Source organism: Vreelandella maris (genome assembly GCF_013371085.1).
In the GTDB taxonomy this organism is placed as follows: Bacteria; Pseudomonadota; Gammaproteobacteria; order Pseudomonadales; family Halomonadaceae; genus Vreelandella; species Vreelandella maris.
The window spans coordinates 41,852-62,518 of the sequence record NZ_JABWCV010000006.1; the positions used below are offsets into that span (position 1 = coordinate 41,852).

The 20,667-nt window shown below is 50.7% G+C and carries 17 protein-coding genes; 10 read left to right on the top strand and 7 right to left on the bottom strand.

Features of this window, described 5'->3' with window-relative positions; genetic code table 11:
• Positions 1-22: 22 nt before the first annotated feature.
• Positions 23-1,051: a glycosyltransferase family 4 protein gene (locus HUO07_RS06510; RefSeq protein ID WP_246286517.1), complete on the bottom strand. Its 1,029-nt coding sequence runs from the start codon at positions 1,049-1,051 to the stop codon at positions 23-25.
• 82 nt (positions 1,052-1,133) lie between these two features.
• Between HUO07_RS06510 and HUO07_RS06515 the strand changes: the two genes are divergently transcribed.
• Genes HUO07_RS06515 through HUO07_RS06530 form a run of 4 tightly spaced genes read left to right on the top strand, consistent with a single transcriptional unit; the run spans position 1,134 to position 5,436 of the window.
• On the top strand, positions 1,134-1,886 hold the full coding sequence (locus tag HUO07_RS06515; RefSeq protein ID WP_176302900.1) for a glycosyltransferase family 2 protein: 753 nt from the start codon (positions 1,134-1,136) through the stop codon (positions 1,884-1,886).
• 32 nt (positions 1,887-1,918) lie between these two features.
• Positions 1,919-3,094: a glycosyltransferase family 4 protein gene (locus HUO07_RS06520; RefSeq protein ID WP_176302901.1), complete on the top strand. Its 1,176-nt coding sequence runs from the start codon at positions 1,919-1,921 to the stop codon at positions 3,092-3,094.
• Positions 3,058-3,762, top strand: a complete 705-nt coding sequence (locus HUO07_RS06525) for a YrbL family protein (protein WP_176302902.1) — start codon at positions 3,058-3,060, stop codon at positions 3,760-3,762. Before HUO07_RS06520 ends, HUO07_RS06525 begins: the two co-directional genes overlap by 37 nt.
• Before the next feature lie 30 nt (positions 3,763-3,792).
• Positions 3,793-5,436, top strand: coding sequence for a sulfatase-like hydrolase/transferase (locus tag HUO07_RS06530; RefSeq protein WP_176302903.1), 1,644 nt, complete (start codon positions 3,793-3,795; stop codon positions 5,434-5,436).
• Here the strand turns inward: HUO07_RS06530 and waaF are convergent.
• Together waaF and rfaD are read right to left on the bottom strand one after the other, a co-directional pair.
• A complete protein-coding gene (waaF, locus tag HUO07_RS06535; protein ID WP_176302904.1) occupies positions 5,426-6,469 on the bottom strand; it encodes a lipopolysaccharide heptosyltransferase II in 1,044 nt (347 codons plus the stop codon). The two genes, HUO07_RS06530 and waaF, sit on opposite strands and share 11 nt — an antisense overlap.
• Positions 6,462-7,418: an ADP-glyceromanno-heptose 6-epimerase gene (rfaD, locus tag HUO07_RS06540; protein WP_176302905.1), complete on the bottom strand. Its 957-nt coding sequence runs from the start codon at positions 7,416-7,418 to the stop codon at positions 6,462-6,464. The genes waaF and rfaD overlap by 8 nt, the downstream gene beginning before the upstream one ends.
• Positions 7,419-7,527: 109 nt before the next feature.
• On the opposite strand from rfaD, the gene glyQ reads away from it, so the two are divergent.
• The 3 genes from glyQ to gmhB all read left to right on the top strand — a co-directional run bounded on the left by glyQ (position 7,528) and on the right by gmhB (position 11,290).
• A complete protein-coding gene (glyQ, locus tag HUO07_RS06545) occupies positions 7,528-8,499 on the top strand; it encodes a glycine--tRNA ligase subunit alpha (protein ID WP_008959112.1) in 972 nt (323 codons plus the stop codon).
• Complete coding sequence (glyS, locus tag HUO07_RS06550) at positions 8,499-10,565, top strand: glycine--tRNA ligase subunit beta (protein WP_176302906.1); 2,067 nt, start codon at positions 8,499-8,501, stop codon at positions 10,563-10,565. The genes glyQ and glyS overlap by 1 nt, the downstream gene beginning before the upstream one ends.
• Positions 10,566-10,732: 167 nt before the next feature.
• The gene (gene gmhB, locus HUO07_RS06555; RefSeq protein ID WP_176302907.1) at positions 10,733-11,290 is read left to right on the top strand and encodes a D-glycero-beta-D-manno-heptose 1,7-bisphosphate 7-phosphatase; all 558 of its coding nucleotides are present in this window, start codon (positions 10,733-10,735) and stop codon (positions 11,288-11,290) included.
• Positions 11,291-11,398: 108 nt separating this feature from the next.
• Here the strand turns inward: gmhB and gyrB are convergent, their stop codons facing one another.
• The 4 genes from gyrB to dnaA all read right to left on the bottom strand — a co-directional run bounded on the left by gyrB (position 11,399) and on the right by dnaA (position 17,731).
• A complete protein-coding gene (gene gyrB / locus HUO07_RS06560; protein ID WP_176302908.1) occupies positions 11,399-13,819 on the bottom strand; it encodes a DNA topoisomerase (ATP-hydrolyzing) subunit B in 2,421 nt (806 codons plus the stop codon).
• 51 nt (positions 13,820-13,870) lie between these two features.
• The gene (recF, locus tag HUO07_RS06565) at positions 13,871-14,974 is read right to left on the bottom strand and encodes a DNA replication/repair protein RecF (protein WP_176302909.1); all 1,104 of its coding nucleotides are present in this window, start codon (positions 14,972-14,974) and stop codon (positions 13,871-13,873) included.
• Between the two features lie 126 nt (positions 14,975-15,100).
• Positions 15,101-16,204 carry a DNA polymerase III subunit beta gene (gene dnaN / locus HUO07_RS06570; protein ID WP_101145074.1) on the bottom strand — a complete coding sequence of 368 codons (1,104 nt, stop codon included), beginning with the start codon at positions 16,202-16,204 and terminating at the stop codon, positions 15,101-15,103.
• A 60-nt stretch (positions 16,205-16,264) separates the two neighbouring features.
• Positions 16,265-17,731, bottom strand: a complete 1,467-nt coding sequence (gene dnaA / locus HUO07_RS06575; RefSeq protein ID WP_008959106.1) for a chromosomal replication initiator protein DnaA — start codon at positions 17,729-17,731, stop codon at positions 16,265-16,267.
• A gap of 535 nt (positions 17,732-18,266) precedes the next feature.
• Between dnaA and rpmH the strand changes: the two genes are divergently transcribed.
• The 3 genes from rpmH to yidC all read left to right on the top strand — a co-directional run bounded on the left by rpmH (position 18,267) and on the right by yidC (position 20,638).
• Entirely contained in the window at positions 18,267-18,401 is a 135-nt protein-coding gene (gene rpmH, locus HUO07_RS06580) for a 50S ribosomal protein L34 (RefSeq protein ID WP_008959105.1), read from the top strand.
• A gap of 13 nt (positions 18,402-18,414) precedes the next feature.
• Positions 18,415-18,807, top strand: coding sequence for a ribonuclease P protein component (gene rnpA / locus HUO07_RS06585; RefSeq protein ID WP_176302910.1), 393 nt, complete (start codon positions 18,415-18,417; stop codon positions 18,805-18,807).
• Between the two features lie 121 nt (positions 18,808-18,928).
• Positions 18,929-20,638 carry a membrane protein insertase YidC gene (gene yidC / locus HUO07_RS06590; RefSeq protein ID WP_101145076.1) on the top strand — a complete coding sequence of 570 codons (1,710 nt, stop codon included), beginning with the start codon at positions 18,929-18,931 and terminating at the stop codon, positions 20,636-20,638.
• The last annotated feature ends 29 nt before the right edge of the window (positions 20,639-20,667 follow it).

Genomic DNA, 20,667 nt, shown 5'->3' on the forward strand with positions numbered 1-20,667 from the left:
CCAGTAATATTACAAATAAGTGTTATGTAGTACGATATAGAAAAAGATAAGCTTCCATCATCGCATCAGGAGAAAACCTCTCTAATTGCTTAAAAGCATTAATTGACAATGTACTTCGAAGCTGTTCATTGTTTATTAATGCTTCAAGGCCTTCAACTAGCTTCTCAGAGTTATTGGGCGGCACTAGAATGCCAGTTTTTTTATGCTTGACAATATCGGGAATACCACCAACATCACTGGCAATAATAGGGACTTTAGCATTCATTACATCTAGAAGTACCGATCCTAGCCCTTCATTTCGCGAAGGAAATGCAAAAAGGTCTAACATTGGCAGATAGTCACCAATATTAGGCTTGAAGCCCATCCAAAGGACATTGCTTAACGAGGCACTCTCCTGACGTAGAATTTGCTCGTCCTCCCCTCTTCCAAAAAATACAAACAATACTTCTGGCCGTGTAACCTGGAATTGACGAGCTGCCTCTAATAACACTCGCTGTCCTTTATGGCGATCCACCAGAGCACCAACATGGCCGACGATAAAACGCTCGGAATAACCATCACGTAGCTCCTTTACGACGTTTGGATTCGGTGAAACGGGCGTGAAGGCGCTTGGAATAATGGGAATTTTTTGAAAAGTTAATGTACTTATTTCCTGCGCTATGGCACTCGATATAGCGACGCAGTAGTGAGCATTACGATAAAAAGCCTTATTACTTAGTTTAGGCTTAATAGGGGTATCGACGCGGCGAGTAATAATATATGGCGTTTGGAACAGCTTTCTATGTAGCCATGCCCAATGAACTGCTTTTGCCTCATGTGCATGCACGACATCGGCTTTACCTGCATGCCAATGCCCTGCTAATTGATGCCTAGCGTTAGTAAATTTTAAATCTGGAGTACCTGCTAACTCATCGCGTAAAGGGGACGACGGCTTGCAGACCAGCGTCTGGCGCTCTATTCCATCCGCACCAGCTAATGCTTGGATCAATAGGATGGTTTGACGCTCTCCCCCGCGGAATCCTCTAGCCAGATTGACATGAATGATGTGCAAAAACGCCTCACTGGGGATACGGTGACTGTAAAGCCGCTATAATAGCATTCGCTACCCACTTTCTAACAGGATCGAAACATTTATGCCCGCTGGCGTTAGCGTTGTTATCATCACTCGAAATGCTGCCTCAACTTTACAAAATACGCTGGATGCTGTGCAGTGTTTTGAAAACGTAGTGATTTACGATAACGGTTCAAGCGACGATACCTTCCGCATTGCGGCGAGTTATCCGAACGTTTCACTACATCAAGGTGATTTTATTGGCTTCGGGCCCACTAAACGTCACGCCGTTTCGCTAGCCAAGCATGATTGGATACTCTCCCTTGATGCCGACGAAGCACCTTCCCCAGAACTCATCGAATCAATCACAACGTGGGTTAACAACGCCTCACCTAGCGATCTGGGGGAAATATTGCGTGAGAATTGGATGATGGGTCAGCCAGTCCACTACTCTGGATGGGGAAATGACTGGTTAATTCGACTCTTCGATCGTCGCAGTCATAATTTCAATAATGCCATGGTTCACGAAGCAATATCAGTGAACAGCATTAGCCGCGTACAACGCTTATCGGGTACTATTAAGCATACAGCCGTGACAGATTTGTCACAGTTTCTAGAAAAAATTAATCGTTATTCAAACATTCGCGCTGAATCTGGAAAACTGAAGCATTACTCAGTATTAGCCATTTTTTTCAAAGCAATCTTCGCCTTTCTACGAACTTATTTTCTACAGCAGGGCTGGCGCGATGGCTGGAGAGGATTAGTAATAGCAGTTTCGAATGCTAATGGTGTGTTTTGGAAATATATGAAAAATTTCTTGAAGACCGAACATTAAATTTCAAATAACTTTTGACAATAGGTTCTATCATGGAAGACGTGCGAACGGCAGTTATTGCCATCCGTAACTTGAACAAGACAACTGGCGCTGCAAGAATCGCTCTGCAACAAATTTCAATTTTAAAAAACTTGGGATATCACGTAACCATCATATGTGAAAAAATTAATAAAGAAACAACTGCTCCCCTTGGTGTGGATTTAAAGATTATTAAAAAAATCCCACTAAGTAGTTACATAAGACGACTCTGGTTTAGCAAGCGTGCTAATGCTTGGTGTCAAAACAATAAGCCCTCTCTTATTATCAGTCATGGCGATATGGAAAATGCAAACATAATTTTTATGCATAACTGTGTGGATCTAGCACAAGAAATAATTTATCCAAAATCGACTCAACAACAAAAAAGCGTTTCAAAAATACATAATAAAGTTCTAAGAAAAGGTAACTATCAGCATGTTGTTGCCAACTCTCAGTTAATGGCTAATGATTTAACTACTCGTTACGATATTCCGGCTCAAAAAATAAGCATCTCTTATCCTGGTTTTGACGCACATCAATTTAATGCCTTCAAAAAATCAATATTTAGACAGAAGAAGCGAGATGAGCTTGGCATTAAACAAGAAGAAAAGCTCATCGGCTTAATCACCTCGGGTGATTTCAAAAAAAGAAACTTAGATTTTTTCATTGAAATTTCGAGAGATTTGGTAAACACAACCAATGTTTTATATCGTTTTTTAGTAATAGGACAGGGAGAGATAGAAGCCTATAAAGAAAAAGCAGTAAGACTAGGCATAGATCAATATTTTATATGGAAAAAAGCGGTTCCTGAGGTAGAGCATTACTACGCTGCTTTAGATCTCTTTGTTTTGCCTGCACATATCGAAGAGTTTGGTTGTGCTATATTAGAAGCGATGGCATGCTCTACATTGACCCTGATGTCCGAGCGTGTTGGTGCTGGTGAGCTACTCAAGGGCGAGTTAAGGAATTTAATTGTAAAGGGTTATCTTTCAGAGCAGTGGGCGAAAAAAATTGAGAGTCTCATGCTTAAAGATAATGCACTTATAAACAACCAGCTTGTCGAGACAGCTAGCCATTACACCTATGAATATCAATATCAAGCGCTGAAAGCCTTAATTTCAGATCACCTCAATGTGAATATCAAGGATGATATATGTTCGTTTCATTCAGAGAAATCAAAAAACAAATAAAAAATAGCAATGAAATTATTTTAAGTGACAATAATATTTTGTCCTATGGATCAAATCGAATTTGTTATTTAGATGAATCCAACCCGTCAACATTAATAAAAATTGCTCGGCACCCAGAAAGGTGGAAAAAAGATCATCGGCAGAGCTTTTCAGAGTGGTATGTATCAAAAACTGTTGAGCCTAAGAATACCGAATGCTGCATTAGCCTCTGTCAAAGTTGGGTACGAACTAATAAAGGACCTGGCTTAGTTGTCGAAAGAATTGTTGATGACCAAGGTCAGTCCACTACTTTGCGTAAGCTTTTATTTAGAAAAGAGCTCACCGTTGAGTATGCATTACTTTTAGTAGAAAAAATTGTTTATAAGTTCTCCACTACTGGTATTCCTGCCTCTGACTTTAATATAGATAACTTTGTTATAGAGGGGGATCGTACTAATAATAAACTGATTATGATTGATGGTTTCTCTCCTAAAAAACTAAACCTAAAAACGCGTTTACTTTTACAGAGCAAAGTATTGTCGAATTATTATACCAAGCGAAAGTGGCGGAAAACAAAATCAAGATTTACCGACTGTGCACAAAAAGTTTATGCTGGAGATTATAATTTTGCCGCAGCCATGCCTCTGAGTGATACCTCAAACAGTGAGGGTCTCAAAGCTAATCAATGAAATGAATTTGCCTGAAAAAGTAGGTCACCCATGAATCCTCGTGCTATTCGAAAAATAGCCATCATCACTATCGGTCTTTGCCTGGGCTATACCGTCACGGTACTGACCCGCCTGCCTTGGTGGACGCTATTTTTTGTAGCGGCCGCTTGGATTGGTGTGGGCTTAAAGCTGCGCTGGGGTCAGCCTGCTAATGCCCGTTATCGCAAAATGTGGCCTTGGTCGCTGGTACCGTTAAGCCTTTGGGGTGTCTATGTTTACTTAGCAGATAGTTTTGGCATTGTCGATCTGGGAGCGGTGTTTTTTCACCTCCAGGCAGGCATGGCCGAGCATGGCGGCGCCGGTAAAATGCTTACCGCGGTGCTTTATACGCTGATCATGATTGGCGTGCTGGCATCCGTCACGTGGTTATCGCGTCATGACCAGCGCTGGCGGTTAGCCGAGCGCTTTTTCGCTATTTTGTTATTGGCAAGCAACCCGCTGCTTTTTGGCCTGGGCCAACGCAGCGCAGCTATTGTTACCGACGATGGTGCTTGGCTTGATCGTCGCTATAAGCCGCCCCCCGCTGAAGCGCTTAGAGACGCCCCGAACTTACTCCTCTTGTATCTAGAAAGCATTGAGCGCACCTACGCCAACGATATATTCGAGGATGCCTATGCCCATCTCAACGCACTGGGTGAGCGAGGCGCGGTCTTTGAAGGTGTCCGCCAAATGGATAACACCGGTTGGACAATGGCGGGGATGATTGCCAGCCAATGTGGCGTGCCTTTAATGCCAGCGGGCCTCCTTCACGACAGCCAGTTTGACCCTCTCTCTAAGGTCGTTCCCGGCGTTGATTGCCTTGGCGATATACTCGCGGCGCAGGGCTACCAGCTCAGCTACTTGGGTGGTGCCAGCACTCAGTTTGCAGGTAAAGGACTGTTCTACCGTGGCCACCAATTCAATACCGTAAAAGGGCGTGAAGAGTTAGAGCCGCAGCTGACAGATCCAGAATATGTAAACAGTTGGGGGCTGTATGACGACACGCTTTATGACATTACCGCCGACGAAATACGGCGACTGGACAAAGAGAATAACGGCCCCTGGGGCGTGGTAACTCTTAATTTAGCAGGTCATGCACCCAATGGTTATCCCTCTCAATCTTGCGTAGAACAACAGGGCGAGTTTGACGGGCAGGATATTCTTTACTCCGTAGAGTGCTCAACGTGGCTGGCCCGAGATTTAATTGAGCGTTTGGAGTCAGAGGGGCTTCTCGACAACACGTTGGTCGTGGTTCTCAGCGACCACCTAACCATGCGGGTGTCGGTGTGGGATCAATTGACGGCATTAGACCGCGACAACACGCTTATCATGCTGGGTGATGATATTCAGCCACAGCGTATTCGCCGTGATGCCACCATGCTAGATGTCTTCCCCACCCTGTTGGATGCACTAGGCTTTCGTTTAGAAGGCAAGCGTGCGGGGCTGGGCACTTCTTTATTTAGTAATCAGCGTACGCTGGTGGAAGCACACGGTATCGAAGTGCTCAATGAGCGCTTACAGGAAGAGACAGCGCTACAGCACCGTCTCTGGGAAGGTATCTCACCCCAGCGCCGTGAGCCCGACACGTCCTCTTCTCCAGAACAAACCGTAGAGACACCCGCTGACCGAGCCGATGAAGTGGAGCTTATCCATTAGCTATCACGCTCTCCCGTTGATGAGCCGCGTGAATCTGCTCGTAGACCTGGTCAACGCTCAGTTGGTTAAGGCAGTTGGTATGCCCCAATGGGCACGTGCGCTGAAAGCAGGGAGAGCAAGAGAGCGCCAGGTAGTGAATCACTGCATTATCGGTCAACGGCGGCGTGTAGGCGGGCGATGAAGAGCCATATAGCGCATGGATGCGAACGCCTACCGCTGCGGCCACATGCATCAAGCCCGAGTCATTGGTGACCACTTGCCGACAGTCCGCCAGCAAATCAACGGCATCGGCCAATTGTGTTTTGCCGCACAGGTTATGGGCATGGGCAAGCCCCTGCGTTATTTCCTCGCCTGCTGGGTGATCCTTGTCGCCGCCCAACACCCGCACTTCAAAACCTTCGTTTACCAAGCGTTTTGCTAACGTGTGAAAGTAACTGATCGGCCACTGCTTGGCAGGGCCGTATTCAGCGCCCGGCATCATGCCAATCGCCGTGCGCGAAGAAAGCGAATGCGTCAGGCGTAAATTAACCAGATTATCGCGATCAATCTGCAGTCGCGGCTTGGGCAATACAAAGTCGCCACTGGTCGCTTCTTCAAGGGGCAGCCCTAGCGAAACAAAGCGCTTTACCGTTTGATCCAGCACCTGCTTGTCGAGCTTACGGCGCTCCTTGAGAAGACCGTAGCGATGCTCGCCCACAAAGCCAATACGCTCGGGAATGCGTGCCATAAAAGGCACCAGCGCGGCCTTCCAAGAACGCGGCAATACAATCGCGCGATCGAATCGCCCCCTTAGGCGGCTGGCGAGTTCGCGGCGGCTGGCCAAACCAAATTCGCCATGACCAACCGCCAGCGGCAACACCTCATCCACCTCGGGCATGCGTTCTAAAATAGGCTGCGACCACGCGGGCGCGACCACCCCTATCGTCGCGCCTGGCTGGCGGGCTTTTAAAGTCATAAACAGGCTTTGTGCCATGACCATATCACCGACCCACGAAGGGCCAATTACCAGCAAGCGCTGAGCTGAGTTAGCCATTTAGCCACCCCAAGTAGGCCTTAACCCCTTGAGCAACGGTTTTAAACTCCACATCGCAGCCACTGGCGCGTAGCTGGTTAATGTCAGCCCGGGTATAACTCTGATAGCGTCCTTTAAGTTCTTCGGGGAAGGCAATGTAGTCAATCTCACCTTTACCGTAAAAATCGATAACGGCTTCACCAATCGCTTTGAAAGGCTCTGCGCGACCAGTACCAAGATTGAAGATGCCCGACTGGTCAGGATGATCCAGAAACCAGAGATTTACATCGACCACATCACCGACATAAACGAAGTCGCGGCTCTGCATACCCGCCTCATACCCACCATAGGCGCCGAACAGCTTCAGGGTTTCGCCGTTACGGATTTGCAGATGATTATGGTACGCCACGCTGGCCATTTTGCCCTTATGCTGTTCCCGCGGGCCGTAAACATTGAAGTATCGAAAGCCAACTACTTGAGTGGTCAATTCGCTCCACCGCGCACGCACGTGCTGATCGAACAGCAGTTTGGAATAGCCGTAAACGTTGAGTGGCTTTTCGCACTCCGGTACCTCTTTGAAAACCTCGCTGCCGCCATAGGTCGCCGCCGATGACGCGTACAAGAAGGGGATACCCTGCTGCTCGCAGTAGTTAAGCAGCACTTTGGAGTACTCGAAGTTATTTTCCATCATGTAGTGGCCATCCCACTCGGTGGTATCCGAGCAGGCGCCTTCGTGGAAAATGGCATCAATGGTAGGCAAGTCGACACTTTCCCCTTTCAGGGCAGCTTTTACTCTGGCAAGGAAGTCATCTTTATCCAGATAATCCGCCAGCGTGCAGTCGGCCAGGTTGACGAATTTTGTGCCATCGCGCAGATCATCGACCACCATTACATCGTTTCGGCCACGGGCGTTCAGTGCTTTCACTATGTTGGCCCCGATAAAACCGGCACCGCCTGTTACCACAATCATACTGTTCTCCTTACCTAACGCGGCTTGTTGGCATACGTGCCTATAACCCATCTGCCTAGGATTGTATACTTGACGCCTTATGAATTCATGGCCAACGGTGCTTTCCGCGATGAGTGTTTCGACAAACCAATCGACACCTGATGTGTCGACCTTTCAAGGCTTGATCCTTGCTCTGCAGCAGTACTGGGCAGAACAAGGCTGTGTCATCCTTCAACCGCTCGATATGGAAGTCGGCGCGGGCACCTTCCACCCCGCCACCTTCCTGCGGGCGATTGGCCCCGAAACCTGGAACGCGGCCTATGTGCAGCCTTCAAGGCGCCCTACTGATGGCCGCTATGGCGAGAACCCTAACCGCCTTCAGCACTACTACCAATTTCAGGTGGTGATGAAGCCATCGCCCAGCAACCTGCAGGATCTTTATCTGGGCTCACTCAAGCGGCTCGGTCTCGACCCACTGATTCATGACATCCGCTTTGTCGAAGATAACTGGGAATCCCCAACGCTAGGCGCCTGGGGCCTGGGCTGGGAAATCTGGTTAAATGGCATGGAAGTCACCCAGTTTACCTATTTTCAGCAGGCAGGTGGCATTGAGTGCTACCCGGTTACCGGCGAACTGACCTATGGGCTTGAGCGTATCGCCATGTACTTGCAGGACGTCGATAGCGTCTATGACCTGATTTGGGCCATTGCCCCAGACGGCAGCAAGGTCACCTATGGCGATGTGTATCTGCAAAACGAGCGCGAGCAGTCCACTTACAATTTTGAACATGCCGATGTGGATCAGCTGTTTGCTAACTTTGACCATCAGGAAAAAGAGTGTAGCAAATTGCTCGCCGCCAGCCTGCCGCTGCCAGCCTACGAGCAAGTTCTGAAGGCATCGCATACGTTCAACCTGCTGGACGCCCGTCATGCTATCTCGGTGACCGAGCGTCAGCGTTTTATTTTACGCGTTCGTACCATGGCCCGCGATGTGGCCACCGCCTACTTTGAGTCGCGCAAGGCCGAAGGTTTCCCCATGGCGCCAGAAACACTTCGCCGAGAACTGTTACAAGAGCTACTCGCCGATCAGGGAGACGACTAATGGCTGTTAATACGCTTTTACTAGAACTGGGTGCAGAAGAGCTACCACCCACGGCCCTGGATGCGCTTTCCGATGCGTTTGCCGCAGGCATTGAGAAAGGCCTGCAAGAAGCCGACGTTCCCTTCGCCAGCGTGACAGCCTTTGCGACCCCGCGTCGGTTAGCGGTTCAAGTGCGTGAACTGGCCGACAAACAGCCTGACCGCGACGTTGAGCGCCGTGGCCCCGCACTGGCGGCGGCCTTTAAGGATGGCGTTGCCACGAAAGCAGCAGAAGGCTTCGCCCGCTCCTGCGGGGTTAGCGTCGATGAGCTGATTCATTTGGAAACCGATAAAGGCACCTGGCTTGGCTACCGCGAGCAGCAGCCGGGTGAGTCTATTCAAGCGCTGCTGCCCGAGATTATTCGCAAAGCCATCAGCGCCCTCCCGGTGCCTAAAAACATGCGCTGGGGCGCTTCACGGGTTGAGTTCTCGCGTCCGGTTCATTGGCTGGTAGCACTTTACGGTAGCGATGTCGTGGCTGCTGAGGCGCTAGGCCTACAGGCAAGCTGTACCACTTACGGTCATCGCTTCCACGCCCCTGATGCCATTCAGTTGACCCATGCCGATGAGTACGTGGCTACATTGGAAAATGCTTACGTGCTGGTTGATCGCGTGCAGCGCCGTGAACGTATCCGCGAGCAGGTGTTGGCAGAAGCCGAAGTGCAAGAAGCCACCGCCGTCATTGATGAAGATCTTCTGGTAGAAGTGAGCGGACTGGTTGAATGGCCGGTAGCGCTTACCGGTAGTTTTGATGAGCGCTTCCTGGAAGTGCCCGCTGAGTGCCTGATCTCCTCGATGAAGGCCAACCAGAAATATTTTCACCTGCTGGATGACGCCGGCAATCTGAAACCACTGTTTATCACCATCGCCAATATCGATAGCGCCGACCCCGATCAGGTCATTGCCGGTAACGAGAAAGTCATTCGCCCGCGCCTAGCCGACGCAGCGTTTTTCTACGAAACCGATCGTAAGCGCACACTGGCTTCGCGCATTCCCCAGCTGGAAAGCGTTGTCTTCCAGCAGCAGTTGGGCACCTTGGCGGACAAAGCACGCCGCAGCACCGCCATCGCATCCTTTATTGCCGAGCAGATTAACGGCGATGTGGCTCAGGCCCAGCGCGCCGTGGCGCTTGCCAAATGTGACCTTGTGACCGAGATGGTTCTCGAATTTCCCGAGTTGCAGGGCATCATGGGCCGTTACTACGCCGAGCAGGATGGCGAACCCACGGAGGTTTCCCAGGCGCTTGAAGAGCAGTACCTGCCGCGATTCGCCACTGATGTCATCCCCCAGAGCGCGACCGGCCAGGCGTTAGCCCTGGCTGATCGGCTGGACACCTTGGTAGGTATCTTCGGCATTGGCCAACGCCCCACCGGCGCGAAGGATCCCTTTGCGTTACGTCGTGCCTCGATTGGCGTGCTTAACATTCTGATCAAAGGTGAGTTGGACCTTGACCTGCGCGAACTGCTCACCGTTGCCGCTGAGCAGCACCAGAGCTTACCCAAGGCCGACGGCCTGGTTGAGGACGTGTTGACCTATATGCTGGATCGCTTCCGCGCCTGGGGCCAGGAAGAAGGCATCAGTGCTGAAATGTACCTTGCGGTACGCGCTCGCCCAGTGACCAATCCTCTCGACTTCGCACGCCGCCTGCGCGCCGTGAAAGCTTTTGCCCAGCGTGATGAAGCAGCCGCGTTGGCAGCCGCTAACAAGCGTGTTTCTAACATCCTGGCTAAGCAAGAGCACAATGGCAGTACCCAGGTCGATCAAAACTTATTGCAGGAAGATGCCGAACGAGCGTTGTTCGATGCGGTGAGCGGAAGCCAGACACAGGTTGCCCCGCTGTTTGCTGCAGGCAACTATCAGCAAGCATTGGATACTCTTGCCACCCTGCGTGAACCGGTAGATGCTTTCTTTGACCAGGTCATGGTGATGACGGATGACCCCGCTATTCAGCGCAACCGCTTGGCCCTACTCGCTAGCCTTCAAGCGCTATTCTTAGAAGTGGCCGATATTTCACTTCTGCCCCAGTAGCCATTGCTTGATTGGTCGCTCACAAGCCCAGCCGTTTAGACGACTGGGCTTTTTTGTTGACTGGTAATACGTGTTTCACGTGAAACACTGTTGCGAGTCCGAAGTAAGATAGTCGATATAAATAGCGGACAGAAAGTATCGCCGACAACCGTACCAATAGGATTTCTATGCTGAGTGCCGAAAAACTTGTCATCCTGGATCGTGACGGCGTCATCAATCATGATTCTGATGCCTATATAAAATCCCTTGATGAATGGGTGCCCTACCCTTCTTCAATTGCCGCCATTGGTCGCCTCAGTCATGCAGGATTTACGGTAGTGGTGGCGACCAATCAGTCGGGCATCGCTCGTGGCTATTATGATGAAGCAACGCTCCAGAGCATGCATGATCGCTTGTTAGCGTTGGTGGAAAAGGAAGGCGGAAGCATCGCTCACATCGCCTACTGCCCCCATGGGCCTAGCGATAAATGTCAATGCCGTAAACCATTGCCTGGAATGCTGCATCAGATTCAGCAGCAGTTGGGGCTGGCAAGCTTGGCAGGGAGCTGGATGGTAGGAGACAGCCTGCGAGATTTACAAGCAGGCGAAGCAGTTGGCTGTCGTACCGTACTGGTTAGAACTGGAAAAGGAGCAAAAACAGAAGCCAAGGGTATTGGGCTTGAAAAATCACATGCTTTCGATGATTTAGCCCACTTTGTGGACTGGCTGATCACCACGAAGCAGTAGATACCGATCTGCAATAAAAAAGCGCCGCTAGGAGAGATTAGCGGCGCTTTTCGTTAATGATCGTCATATGTTTCACGTGAAACACATGACGGTAGTAGCAAACGTCTCTTATACGTCCAGGTTAGCCACCAGCGCATTAGTTTCGATGAAGTCGCGACGTGGTTCAACGTCATCACCCATCAGCGTGTTGAACATCATGTCAGCACCCACGGCATCTTCGATCGTCACACGCAGCATACGGCGGCTATCAGGATCCATCGTCGTATCCCACAGCTGATCCGGATTCATTTCACCCAGACCTTTATAACGCTGCACCGATAGACCACGCTGGCCCTCTTGCATCAGCCATGCCAGCACTTCGGAGAAGTGAGATACAGGCTTCTGACGCTCACCCCGGGCAATAAATGCGCCCTCTTCAAGGAAGCCATCCAGCGTTTCGCCCAACTCAGCGATGCCCCGATAATCAGCGCTTTCAAAGAAGTCGAGTCCCCACGTGTACTCTGTGGTCACACCGTGAGCCACCAGCGATACGGTAGGTAGGAAAAGTCCACGTTCAGAATCTTCTTGAAGGTGGAAGTGATAACGCGGACCACCTTCATAGGCAACCATGTCATCCATGGTCTTCTGAATTTCATCAATCCAGTTCTGCATGGTTACGCGATCTTTCAGGCTTTCTTCACCTTTAAGCGCGGACGTATGAATGATCTGCTTGAGCACTTCATTGGGGTAAACCCGTGACAAGCGATCAATCCGTTTCATGACGTTACGGTACTGGTTTACTAGCGTTTCTAACTGAGAACCCGAGATGCCTGGTGCATTGGCATTAACGTGCAGGCCAGCACCATCCAGGGCTGTGGTAGTCAAGTAGTCCACCATCGCCTGCTCATCTTTCAGGTAGAGCTCTTGCTTACCGCGCTTGATTTTATATAGCGGCGGCTGGGCGATAAAGATATGGCCGCGCTCGATCAGTTCCGGCATCTGACGGAAGAAGAATGTCAGCAGTAGCGTACGGATATGCGAGCCATCCACGTCCGCATCGGTCATGATAATGACGGAGTGGTAACGCAGCTTATCGGGGTTGAACTCTTCACGGCCAATGCCACAGCCAAGTGCAGTGATCAATGTGCCTACTTCAGCTGAAGAGAGCATTTTATCAAAACGCGCTTTTTCAACATTCAGGATTTTACCCTTGAGCGGCAAAATAGCTTGGGTACGCCGGTCACGGCCCTGCTTGGCACTGCCACCTGCCGAATCACCCTCCACAAGGTAGAGTTCAGACTGGCTTGGATCTTTTTCCTGACAATCCGCCAGCTTACCGGGCAAGCCAGCAATATCCAGCGCGCCTTTACGGCGGGTCATGTCACGCGCCTTGCGGGCGGCTTCACGAGCACGCGCCGCATCCAGCATCTTATTAACGATCGCTTTGGCTTCGTTAGGCTTTTCAACCAGATACTCAGAAAAGAGGCGGCTCATCTCCTGCTCAACGGCAGTCTTAACTTCGCTGGAGACTAGCTTATCTTTCGTTTGCGACGAAAATTTAGGATCTGGTACTTTGACCGAAATAATCGCAGTCAAGCCTTCACGGGCGTCGTCACCCGTGGTATTTACCTTGGCTTTTTTGAGCAGGTTTTCAGCTTCAATATAGTTATTGAGCGTGCGGGTAAGCCCCGCTCGGAAGCCCGCCAAGTGCGCGCCACCGTCTCGCTGAGGAATATTATTAGTGTAACAGAAAATATTTTCAGTGAAGGCTTCGCTCCACTGCATGGCCACCTCAACTTCAACGCCATCTTCACGAATAGCGTTAAAGTGGAATACCGGGTTAATGACACTTTTATTGGTATTGAGGTGATCAACAAAGGCTTTTAAGCCGCCTTCGTAATGGAATAGCTCTTCTTTACCGCTGCGCTCATCCAGCAATCGGATAGCAACACCGGAATTCAAGAAAGAGAGTTCACGCAACCGCTTGGCAAGAATATCGAAATGGAACTCGATATTGCCAAACGTTTCTGGAGAGGGGCGGAAATGAACGCGGGTACCACTTTTTTCGGTTTTGCCTACAACGCCCAATGGTGCTTGAGGCACACCGTGATGGTACATCTGTTCAAACACTTCGCCCTGGCGCCAAATGGTCAAGCGCAGCTCGGCAGACAATGCGTTTACGACAGAAACACCAACGCCATGTAACCCACCGGAAACTTTATAGGAGTTATCGTCGAATTTGCCGCCTGCGTGCAGCACCGTCATGATAACTTCAGCAGCGGATACCCCCTCCCCTTCGTGAAGTTCAGTGGGCACGCCGCGGCCGTTATCACTAACGGTGACTGACTCATCCGGGTGAATGACAACGCGAATTTCGCTGCAATGCCCAGCCAAGGCCTCATCGATGGAGTTATCCACCAACTCGAAGACCATGTGGTGCAGACCGGTACCGTCGTCGGTGTCACCAATATACATACCTGGACGCTTACGTACCGCGTCCAGCCCCTTGAGCACCTTAATGCTTGATGAATCGTAAGCCTGCTCGCTCATTGACCACTCCGTCGTGAAGTCTGTCTCGTTCCGTATCGTCTACCCTTCGCGCTAGCTAGCCAGCACTAACTGGCTCAGCCCTTGTTCAGTATGTTTCACGTGAAACATCTTCACCAAAGTATCAGGCCGCCAAGTACTACTTAACGCAGAAGGTTCGACGCTGGTAATAAATGCTTGGCACTGCATGTCTTCAAGTAACCCACAAAACTGATGCCGATTTTGCTCATCAAGTTCTGCTGGCAAATCGTCGATGAGATAAATACAGTGCCGCTGTGCTGTTCTTTCCAGAAACCGCCCTTGGGCGAGTTTCAAAGCGCTCACCACTAACTTTTGCTGGCCTCTGGAAAGCACTTCAATAGCAGGCTGCTTATTTACTCTGATACGTAAATCTGCGCGCTGCGGGCCTTGCTGCGTGAAGCCCATTTGTTGATCAGTAGGTCGGCTATCGTGTAACACTGCTGAAAGAGACCGCTCTTTGTCCCAGCCCCTCGCGTAATGAATCGACAACCCAGGTAGTGGAAGTAGCACTTTAAGCGTCTCTTCAAAGACTGGCAAAAAGTCACTGAACCACGCACGGCGCAACGCATCCATCTGTTCACCCCAAATGGCGAGCTCCTGCTCCCACACCACCATTTCCTGAGGGTGTATTCTACCACGCCTGAGCAGTGCATTCCGATGTTTCAACGCACGCCGGGTGCGCTTCCAGATTCCCAAAAAGTCATGTTTCACGTGAAACACTCCCCAATCGAGAAACTCACGGCGACCAGCAGGAGAACCTTCAAGCAGTCGAAAAGCGTCAGGGTTGATTAGCTGCAACGGCATCGCTTCGACTAGCTCTGCCAAGCGGGCGTTTTTATCTCCCTTCAGACGAAGCTCTAGCTCTCTCTGGGCACGCAAACGGCGCACGCCAAGGGTAACCTCAGGCTCACCGCTTAACCGTCCGTACAGTGTCATATGCGGCTTATCGGCTTGAATGGCGTGTTTCAACTGCCGCGTACGGAACGAGCGCCCCATACCTAGAATATGCACGCCTTCGAGAAGGCTGGTTTTACCACTGCCATTGGCGCCACTAATAACGTTAATACGTGATGAGGGCGTCATTTCAACTGGCTGGAGGTTACGCAATCCATGGAAATTAAGCAGTGTCAGGCTCATCCTATTATCACCACTTAAAATAGTCCGCAAATAGAGAGTATTGCACCCAATGAGGAAGCGGCGCTTCTGCTACCAGAAGCGCCGCTAATGTAGCTTGCATATGCAATGCTATGATCCAAAGACCTTTTACAGGCGCATCGGCATAACGACATAGAGTGCATCACCACCGCCTGGCTCTTCAAGCAGTGCACTGCTATTGGGGTCGGCCAGTGTAATCTGCACGCGCTCTTCGTTCAGCACCGTCAGCACATCGACTAGATAGCCAACGTTAAAACCGACCTCCATCGCGCCGCCGTTATACTCAACAGCGATATTTTCTTCGGCTTCTTCCTGCTCCGGGTTGTTGGCCATTACTTTAAGGTTGTTTTCCTCAAGGTATAGCCGGACGCCACGGTATTTCTCATTAGAGAGAATAGCGGTACGCGAAAGCACTTGGCGCAGCGCGGCGCGTTCAGCAATCAGTACTTTATCGCCGTTGCGCGGCACTACGCGTTCATAGTCAGGGAATTTGCCGTCGATGAGCTTAGAGGTGAAGGTGAAATCGCCCGTGTGAGCACGCACATGGCTGGAGCCCAGCGTCAAGCTGACAGGCTCATCACTGTCATCCAGCAAGCGCGACAGCTCAAGGATACCCTTGCGGGGTACAATCAGCTTTTGTGACTGACTCACAGACACTTCAATCGGGCGTGAGCACATCGCCAAGCGGTGACCGTCAGTCGCGACCGTACGCAGCAGGTTGCTTTGGATTTCCAGCAGCATACCGTTGAGGTAATAACGTACATCTTGCTGCGCCATCGCAAATGAGGTGGCTTCAATCAGGTGCTTTAAGGTACCGCGAGGTACGCTGATTTCCTGACTGCCGTCCGCATCTTCTATATTGGGGAACTCGGCTACCGGAAGCGTCGACAGGGTAAAGCGTGAACGGCCACTGCGTAAGACCGCACGACCCTCTTCAACGGCTAGCTGAATATCGGATTGATCAGGCAGTGATTTACAAATATCCATCAGCTTGCGAGCAGGCACCGTTGCTGCACCCGCCTGATCCACCTGGCTGGCCACCGTGCGCCCAACAAGCTCAACCTCTAAGTCAGTACCGGTAAGCGACACCTGGTCGCCCTCTACCTGAATCAGTACATTCGAAAGTACAGGTAGCGTTTGGCGGCGCTCGACAACACCTGCGACCAGAGTCAGCGGACGTAACAGCGCCTCTCGGGAAATCGAAAATTTCATCAATACTCCGGTTCTATATCCTGAAAGACCTGCGCGTAACAGGCCCGTCCCATAGGGTGGTTAACTGGTCAACAGGCGCAGCAGATTCTTGTAATCCTCACGAATATCCGCGCTCTCTTCCTGCAATGATTTCACTTTTCGGCAAGCGTGTAACACCGTTGTGTGGTCACGCCCACCAAAGGCATCGCCAATCTCCGGCAAGCTATGATTGGTTAACTCCTTGGCAAGCGCCATCGCCACCTGACGAGGGCGGGCAACCGAGCGTGAACGGCGCTTGGAGAGCAAGTCCGCTACCTTGATCTTGTAATACTCCGCGACTGTGCGCTGAATATTATCGACACCCACCTGCTTGTCTTGAAGGGCCAACAAATCCTTCAGCGATTCGCGAATAAAGTCTTGGGTAATCGTTTTACCCATGAAGTGCGAATCAGCGATGACCTTTTTCAATGCACCTTCTAATTCGCGCACGTTGGAACGAATTTTCTGAGCAATAAAGAAAGCTGCATCGTGAGGCAAATCGACCTTAGCTTGGTCGGCCTTTTTCATCAAGATGGCTACGCGGGTTTCAAGTTCCGGCGGTTCAATCGCCACCGTGAGCCCCCAACCAAAGCGTGATTTCAGGCGCTCCTCTACCCCACTGATCTCTTTCGGATAGCGATCAGAGGTAAGGATCATTTGCTGGCCACCTTCCAACAGTGCGTTGAAGGTATGAAAAAACTCTTCCTGGGAACGCTCTTTGCCGGCGAAAAACTGAATATCATCAATAAGTAATGCATCAACACTGCGATAAAAGCGCTTAAAGTCGTTAATCGCATTGAGCTGTAACGCCTTGACCATATCGGCGACAAAACGCTCTGAGTGCAGATAAACCACGCGGGCATTTTCGCGCCGCGTTGCCAGTGCATTACCCACGGCGTGCATCAAGTGAGTTTTACCAAGGCCCACGCCGCCATATAAAAACAGCGGGTTATAGGCGCCGCCGGGGTTTTCAGACACCTGGCGTGAGGCAGCGCGAGCCAGTTGGTTCGATTTACCTTCAACAAAAGTATCGAAAGTAAAATTAGGATTTAGCCCACTGCCATGTTTCAGGCTGCCCTCTACCTGTACCTGACGCTCATTGTTACGCCGACTGGGAGCTTCATCACGCAGCCTGTCTATTTCACGCTCATCGGCAATATCGCCGCGCGGAGGCGTATGAACAGCCGGTGCCGAAGGACGCGATGGAGAAGCCGATACGGGGTTGCCTAAGTCGCGATGCTGAGGAGCCTGCGTTGCCGGGCGGCGGCTACCTACCGTCAAACTCACTTTCGGCGGCTTGGCCGGCGCGAGCTCACGCATTAGTTCACTAATCCGCTTGGCATACTTATCGCTCACCCAATCGCGCACAAAGCGATTCGGCGCCAATAAGCGCAGCTCGTTGGACTCTCCTTCTTCTGCCTGCAGCGGGCGTATCCAGGTATTGAACTGCTGTGAATTCAGCTCATCCTGCAGGTTGTCCAGGCACTGTTGCCAAAGCGTCAGTGACACTCATCTCACCATCGGTTGAAAACGGCCGACCATTGTAGCGCCCAAAGCTTCGGTTATCCACACGGGTTTAAGATTGAATATTGTCCTGTGGACAACTTGTAGTGAGCCTACGGGAAAACCGTGTGGAGGAACGGGGACAATTAACAAATAAGCGACTTACGTTTGGGTTAAACACACCTACTTAACACCTTGTAGACTGTTTATACGAAACTTACACACAGATTTTTTATTATTATAGGTGATTGATAAATAATAATTAAAACCACTTATCCACAAATAGTATCCCCACTATTAATAACAACAGGTTTAGAACTACCTAATTAGTAATAATAGCGAGAGTGTTGATTGTTATATTCGTCACTGCCAGCATGGCCGCAATGACGCCATAACGCTTTTTATGCAAGGAAAAATTGCACCCAGCAAAGGAAGTCTCTACAATTTCCGGTCTTGAATTGAATCTCCCCGGCTAGTTCCTCACTGGACCGGGCTTTTTGGAATTCACTTTCCGTCCTAAACCACGTGGGAATAACGAGTTATGAAACGCACTTTTCAACCTAGCGTTCTCAAGCGCAAGCGCGCGCATGGCTTCCGTGCTCGTATGGCAACCAAAAACGGTCGCGCCGTCCTCGCACGCCGCCGTGCCAAGGGCCGCAAGCGTCTGAGCGCCTGATCTCGGATTGCGTGTGCCGCAGAAAGGCTTTCCCCGGCAGTTACGGTTACTAAATGCTGGGGATTTCAGTCACGTGTTTGAGCAAGCCGACCTGAAAGTGCATGGCAAAGGTATGATGGCGTTAGTTCGCTTGAGTACTCGGGGGCACCCCCGCCTTGGACTGGTAGTCAGCAAAAAAAATGTCAAACGCGCCGTAGATCGCAACCGTTTCAAGCGTCTCGTTCGAGAATCTGTCCGTCTTCGTCAAGATCACTTACCCTCTGTGGATATCGTGGTGCTTGCCCGACGCGGCGTTCAGGATATCGACAACGACACCTTGCATCGCCAGTTACACGGCATGTGGAAGCGACTTCAGCGTGACGCACAGGCGGTGATCGCAGCACCAACGCCAGAGCGTGACACGTGACCTTTGGTGCACACCTCGCCGCTCGACCTCGGCCTGCCGCCTGGCAGGCTTTCGTGTGTCAAGGGTCGAGTAAATGACACTGCGCCATTAGCATGTTCACCACCCAGCGGGCAGAACCCTCATGGACGTAAAACGACTTTTATTACTGATTCCACTAGCCGTACTGGCGTACTTGCTAGTCGTCCAGTGGAATCAGGATTACGGGCAGCCGAATTACGATTCAGTGCCTGAAACGACTCAACGCAGTAATTCAGCACCATCTAGCAATTCAGTACCATCCAGCAATGTTGACGATGGCGAGGGCGGCTTAGCCGTTCCGAGTACCACATCGCAGCCAAATGCGGTTGGTGAAGGTATTCCTGGCGATACTGAAAGCGAAACGTCTAGCCGTGATTTCATTGCCGTAACGACCGATGTTCTTGATGTACGCATTGATCCACACGGTGGCGATATTGTTTATGCCGCTTTACCGCAACACAAACTTTCCCTCGACTCAGAGCGGAACTACGTGTTGTTGTCGGATAACAGCAGCCGTAGCTACGTGGCCCGTTCAGGCCTTCAGCTTGATGGCCAGGCAAGCCGCATCGCGTTCACGCCCGAAAATACCGACTATCGGTTAGGCGATAACGATGAAGAACTGAGCGTCGATCTGACCGCCGACGTTAACGGCGTCGAGGTGATTAAGCGCCTCACGTTTGAGCGCGGCAGTTATGCGGTCAACGTCAATTACTACCTAGCCAATAACACCGATGCACCGGTCAGTGCGCGCTTTATTGGCCAGTTAGCACGCGATAATAGCCCGGATCCTTCAAGCGGCGTTTCAATGGGTATGAACTCCTATCTGGGGGCTGCCTACTCAACGCCGGATGCACGCTACGAAAAGATCGACTTCGAGGATATTCAAGCCAGTAACTTTGAAAATCGCGAAGCCCTGGGCGGATGGATTGCGATCATTCAGCACTACTTTGTATCGGCATGGGCACCTCCACAGGATCAGCTAAACCTTTACTACGTTACCACCGACTCAAGTAATCGTAACGTCGTAGCCTTTGCTGGCCCGACTAGCAGTATTGCTGCAGAAGGCGAAGCCACGTTAGGTGCTACCCTTTATATGGGGCCGAAGATTCAGGACTACCTAGAGCAGGTGGCACCTAACCTTCGCTTAACTGTGGATTACGGCTGGCTATGGTTTATCGCCAACCCCCTCTTCTGGTTGCTGGATAAGATCCACGACATCGTCGGTAACTGGGGCTGGTCGATTGTATTGCTAACGGTACTGGTTAAGACCGTACTGTTCCCGCTTTCCGCCAAAGCGTACAAATCCATGGGCCGTATGCGTAAGCTTGGCCCTGAAATGCAGCGCCTGAAAGAGATGTATGGCGACGATCGTCAGAAGATGTCGCAAGAGATGATGAAGTTCTACCAGAAGGAGAAGATCAATCCGCTGGGGGGCTGTCTACCTATTGTGATTCAGATGCCGGTCTTCATCGCGCTTTACTGGATGTTGCTGGAATCGGTCGAACTGCGACACGCACCTTTTATCTTCTGGATTCAGGATCTATCGGTGAAAGATCCGTACTTCATTCTGCCGATCTTGATGGGTATTTCGATGTTTGTTCAGCAAATGTTGAACCCGACGCCCCCGGATCCGATGCAGGCGAAGATCATGAAGATGCTCCCCATCATCTTTACCTTCTTCTTCCTGTGGTTCCCGGCAGGTCTGGTCATCTACTGGGTGGTCAACAACATCATTTCGGTGGCGCAGCAGTACTACATTACGCGCAAAATCGAGAATGACCCGACCATCGGCAAAGGCATGAAGACCAAATAGCCTGCCGTGGTATTTGAAGCCTTCAGACC

Coding starts and splice junctions, on each gene's coding strand:
- HUO07_RS06515 (WP_176302900.1), top strand. CDS start 1,134: ATGCCCGCTGGCGTTAGCGTTGTTATCATCACTCGAAATGCTGCCTCA.
- HUO07_RS06520 (WP_176302901.1), top strand. CDS start 1,919: ATGGAAGACGTGCGAACGGCAGTTATTGCCATCCGTAACTTGAACAAG.
- HUO07_RS06525 (WP_176302902.1), top strand. CDS start 3,058: ATGTTCGTTTCATTCAGAGAAATCAAAAAACAAATAAAAAATAGCAAT.
- HUO07_RS06530 (WP_176302903.1), top strand. CDS start 3,793: ATGAATCCTCGTGCTATTCGAAAAATAGCCATCATCACTATCGGTCTT.
- waaF (WP_176302904.1), bottom strand. CDS start 6,469: ATGGCTAACTCAGCTCAGCGCTTGCTGGTAATTGGCCCTTCGTGGGTC.
- rfaD (WP_176302905.1), bottom strand. CDS start 7,418: ATGATTGTGGTAACAGGCGGTGCCGGTTTTATCGGGGCCAACATAGTG.
- glyQ (WP_008959112.1), top strand. CDS start 7,528: ATGAGTGTTTCGACAAACCAATCGACACCTGATGTGTCGACCTTTCAA.
- glyS (WP_176302906.1), top strand. CDS start 8,499: ATGGCTGTTAATACGCTTTTACTAGAACTGGGTGCAGAAGAGCTACCA.
- gmhB (WP_176302907.1), top strand. CDS start 10,733: ATGCTGAGTGCCGAAAAACTTGTCATCCTGGATCGTGACGGCGTCATC.
- gyrB (WP_176302908.1), bottom strand. CDS start 13,819: ATGAGCGAGCAGGCTTACGATTCATCAAGCATTAAGGTGCTCAAGGGG.
- recF (WP_176302909.1), bottom strand. CDS start 14,974: ATGAGCCTGACACTGCTTAATTTCCATGGATTGCGTAACCTCCAGCCA.
- dnaN (WP_101145074.1), bottom strand. CDS start 16,204: ATGAAATTTTCGATTTCCCGAGAGGCGCTGTTACGTCCGCTGACTCTG.
- rpmH (WP_008959105.1), top strand. CDS start 18,267: ATGAAACGCACTTTTCAACCTAGCGTTCTCAAGCGCAAGCGCGCGCAT.
- yidC (WP_101145076.1), top strand. CDS start 18,929: ATGGACGTAAAACGACTTTTATTACTGATTCCACTAGCCGTACTGGCG.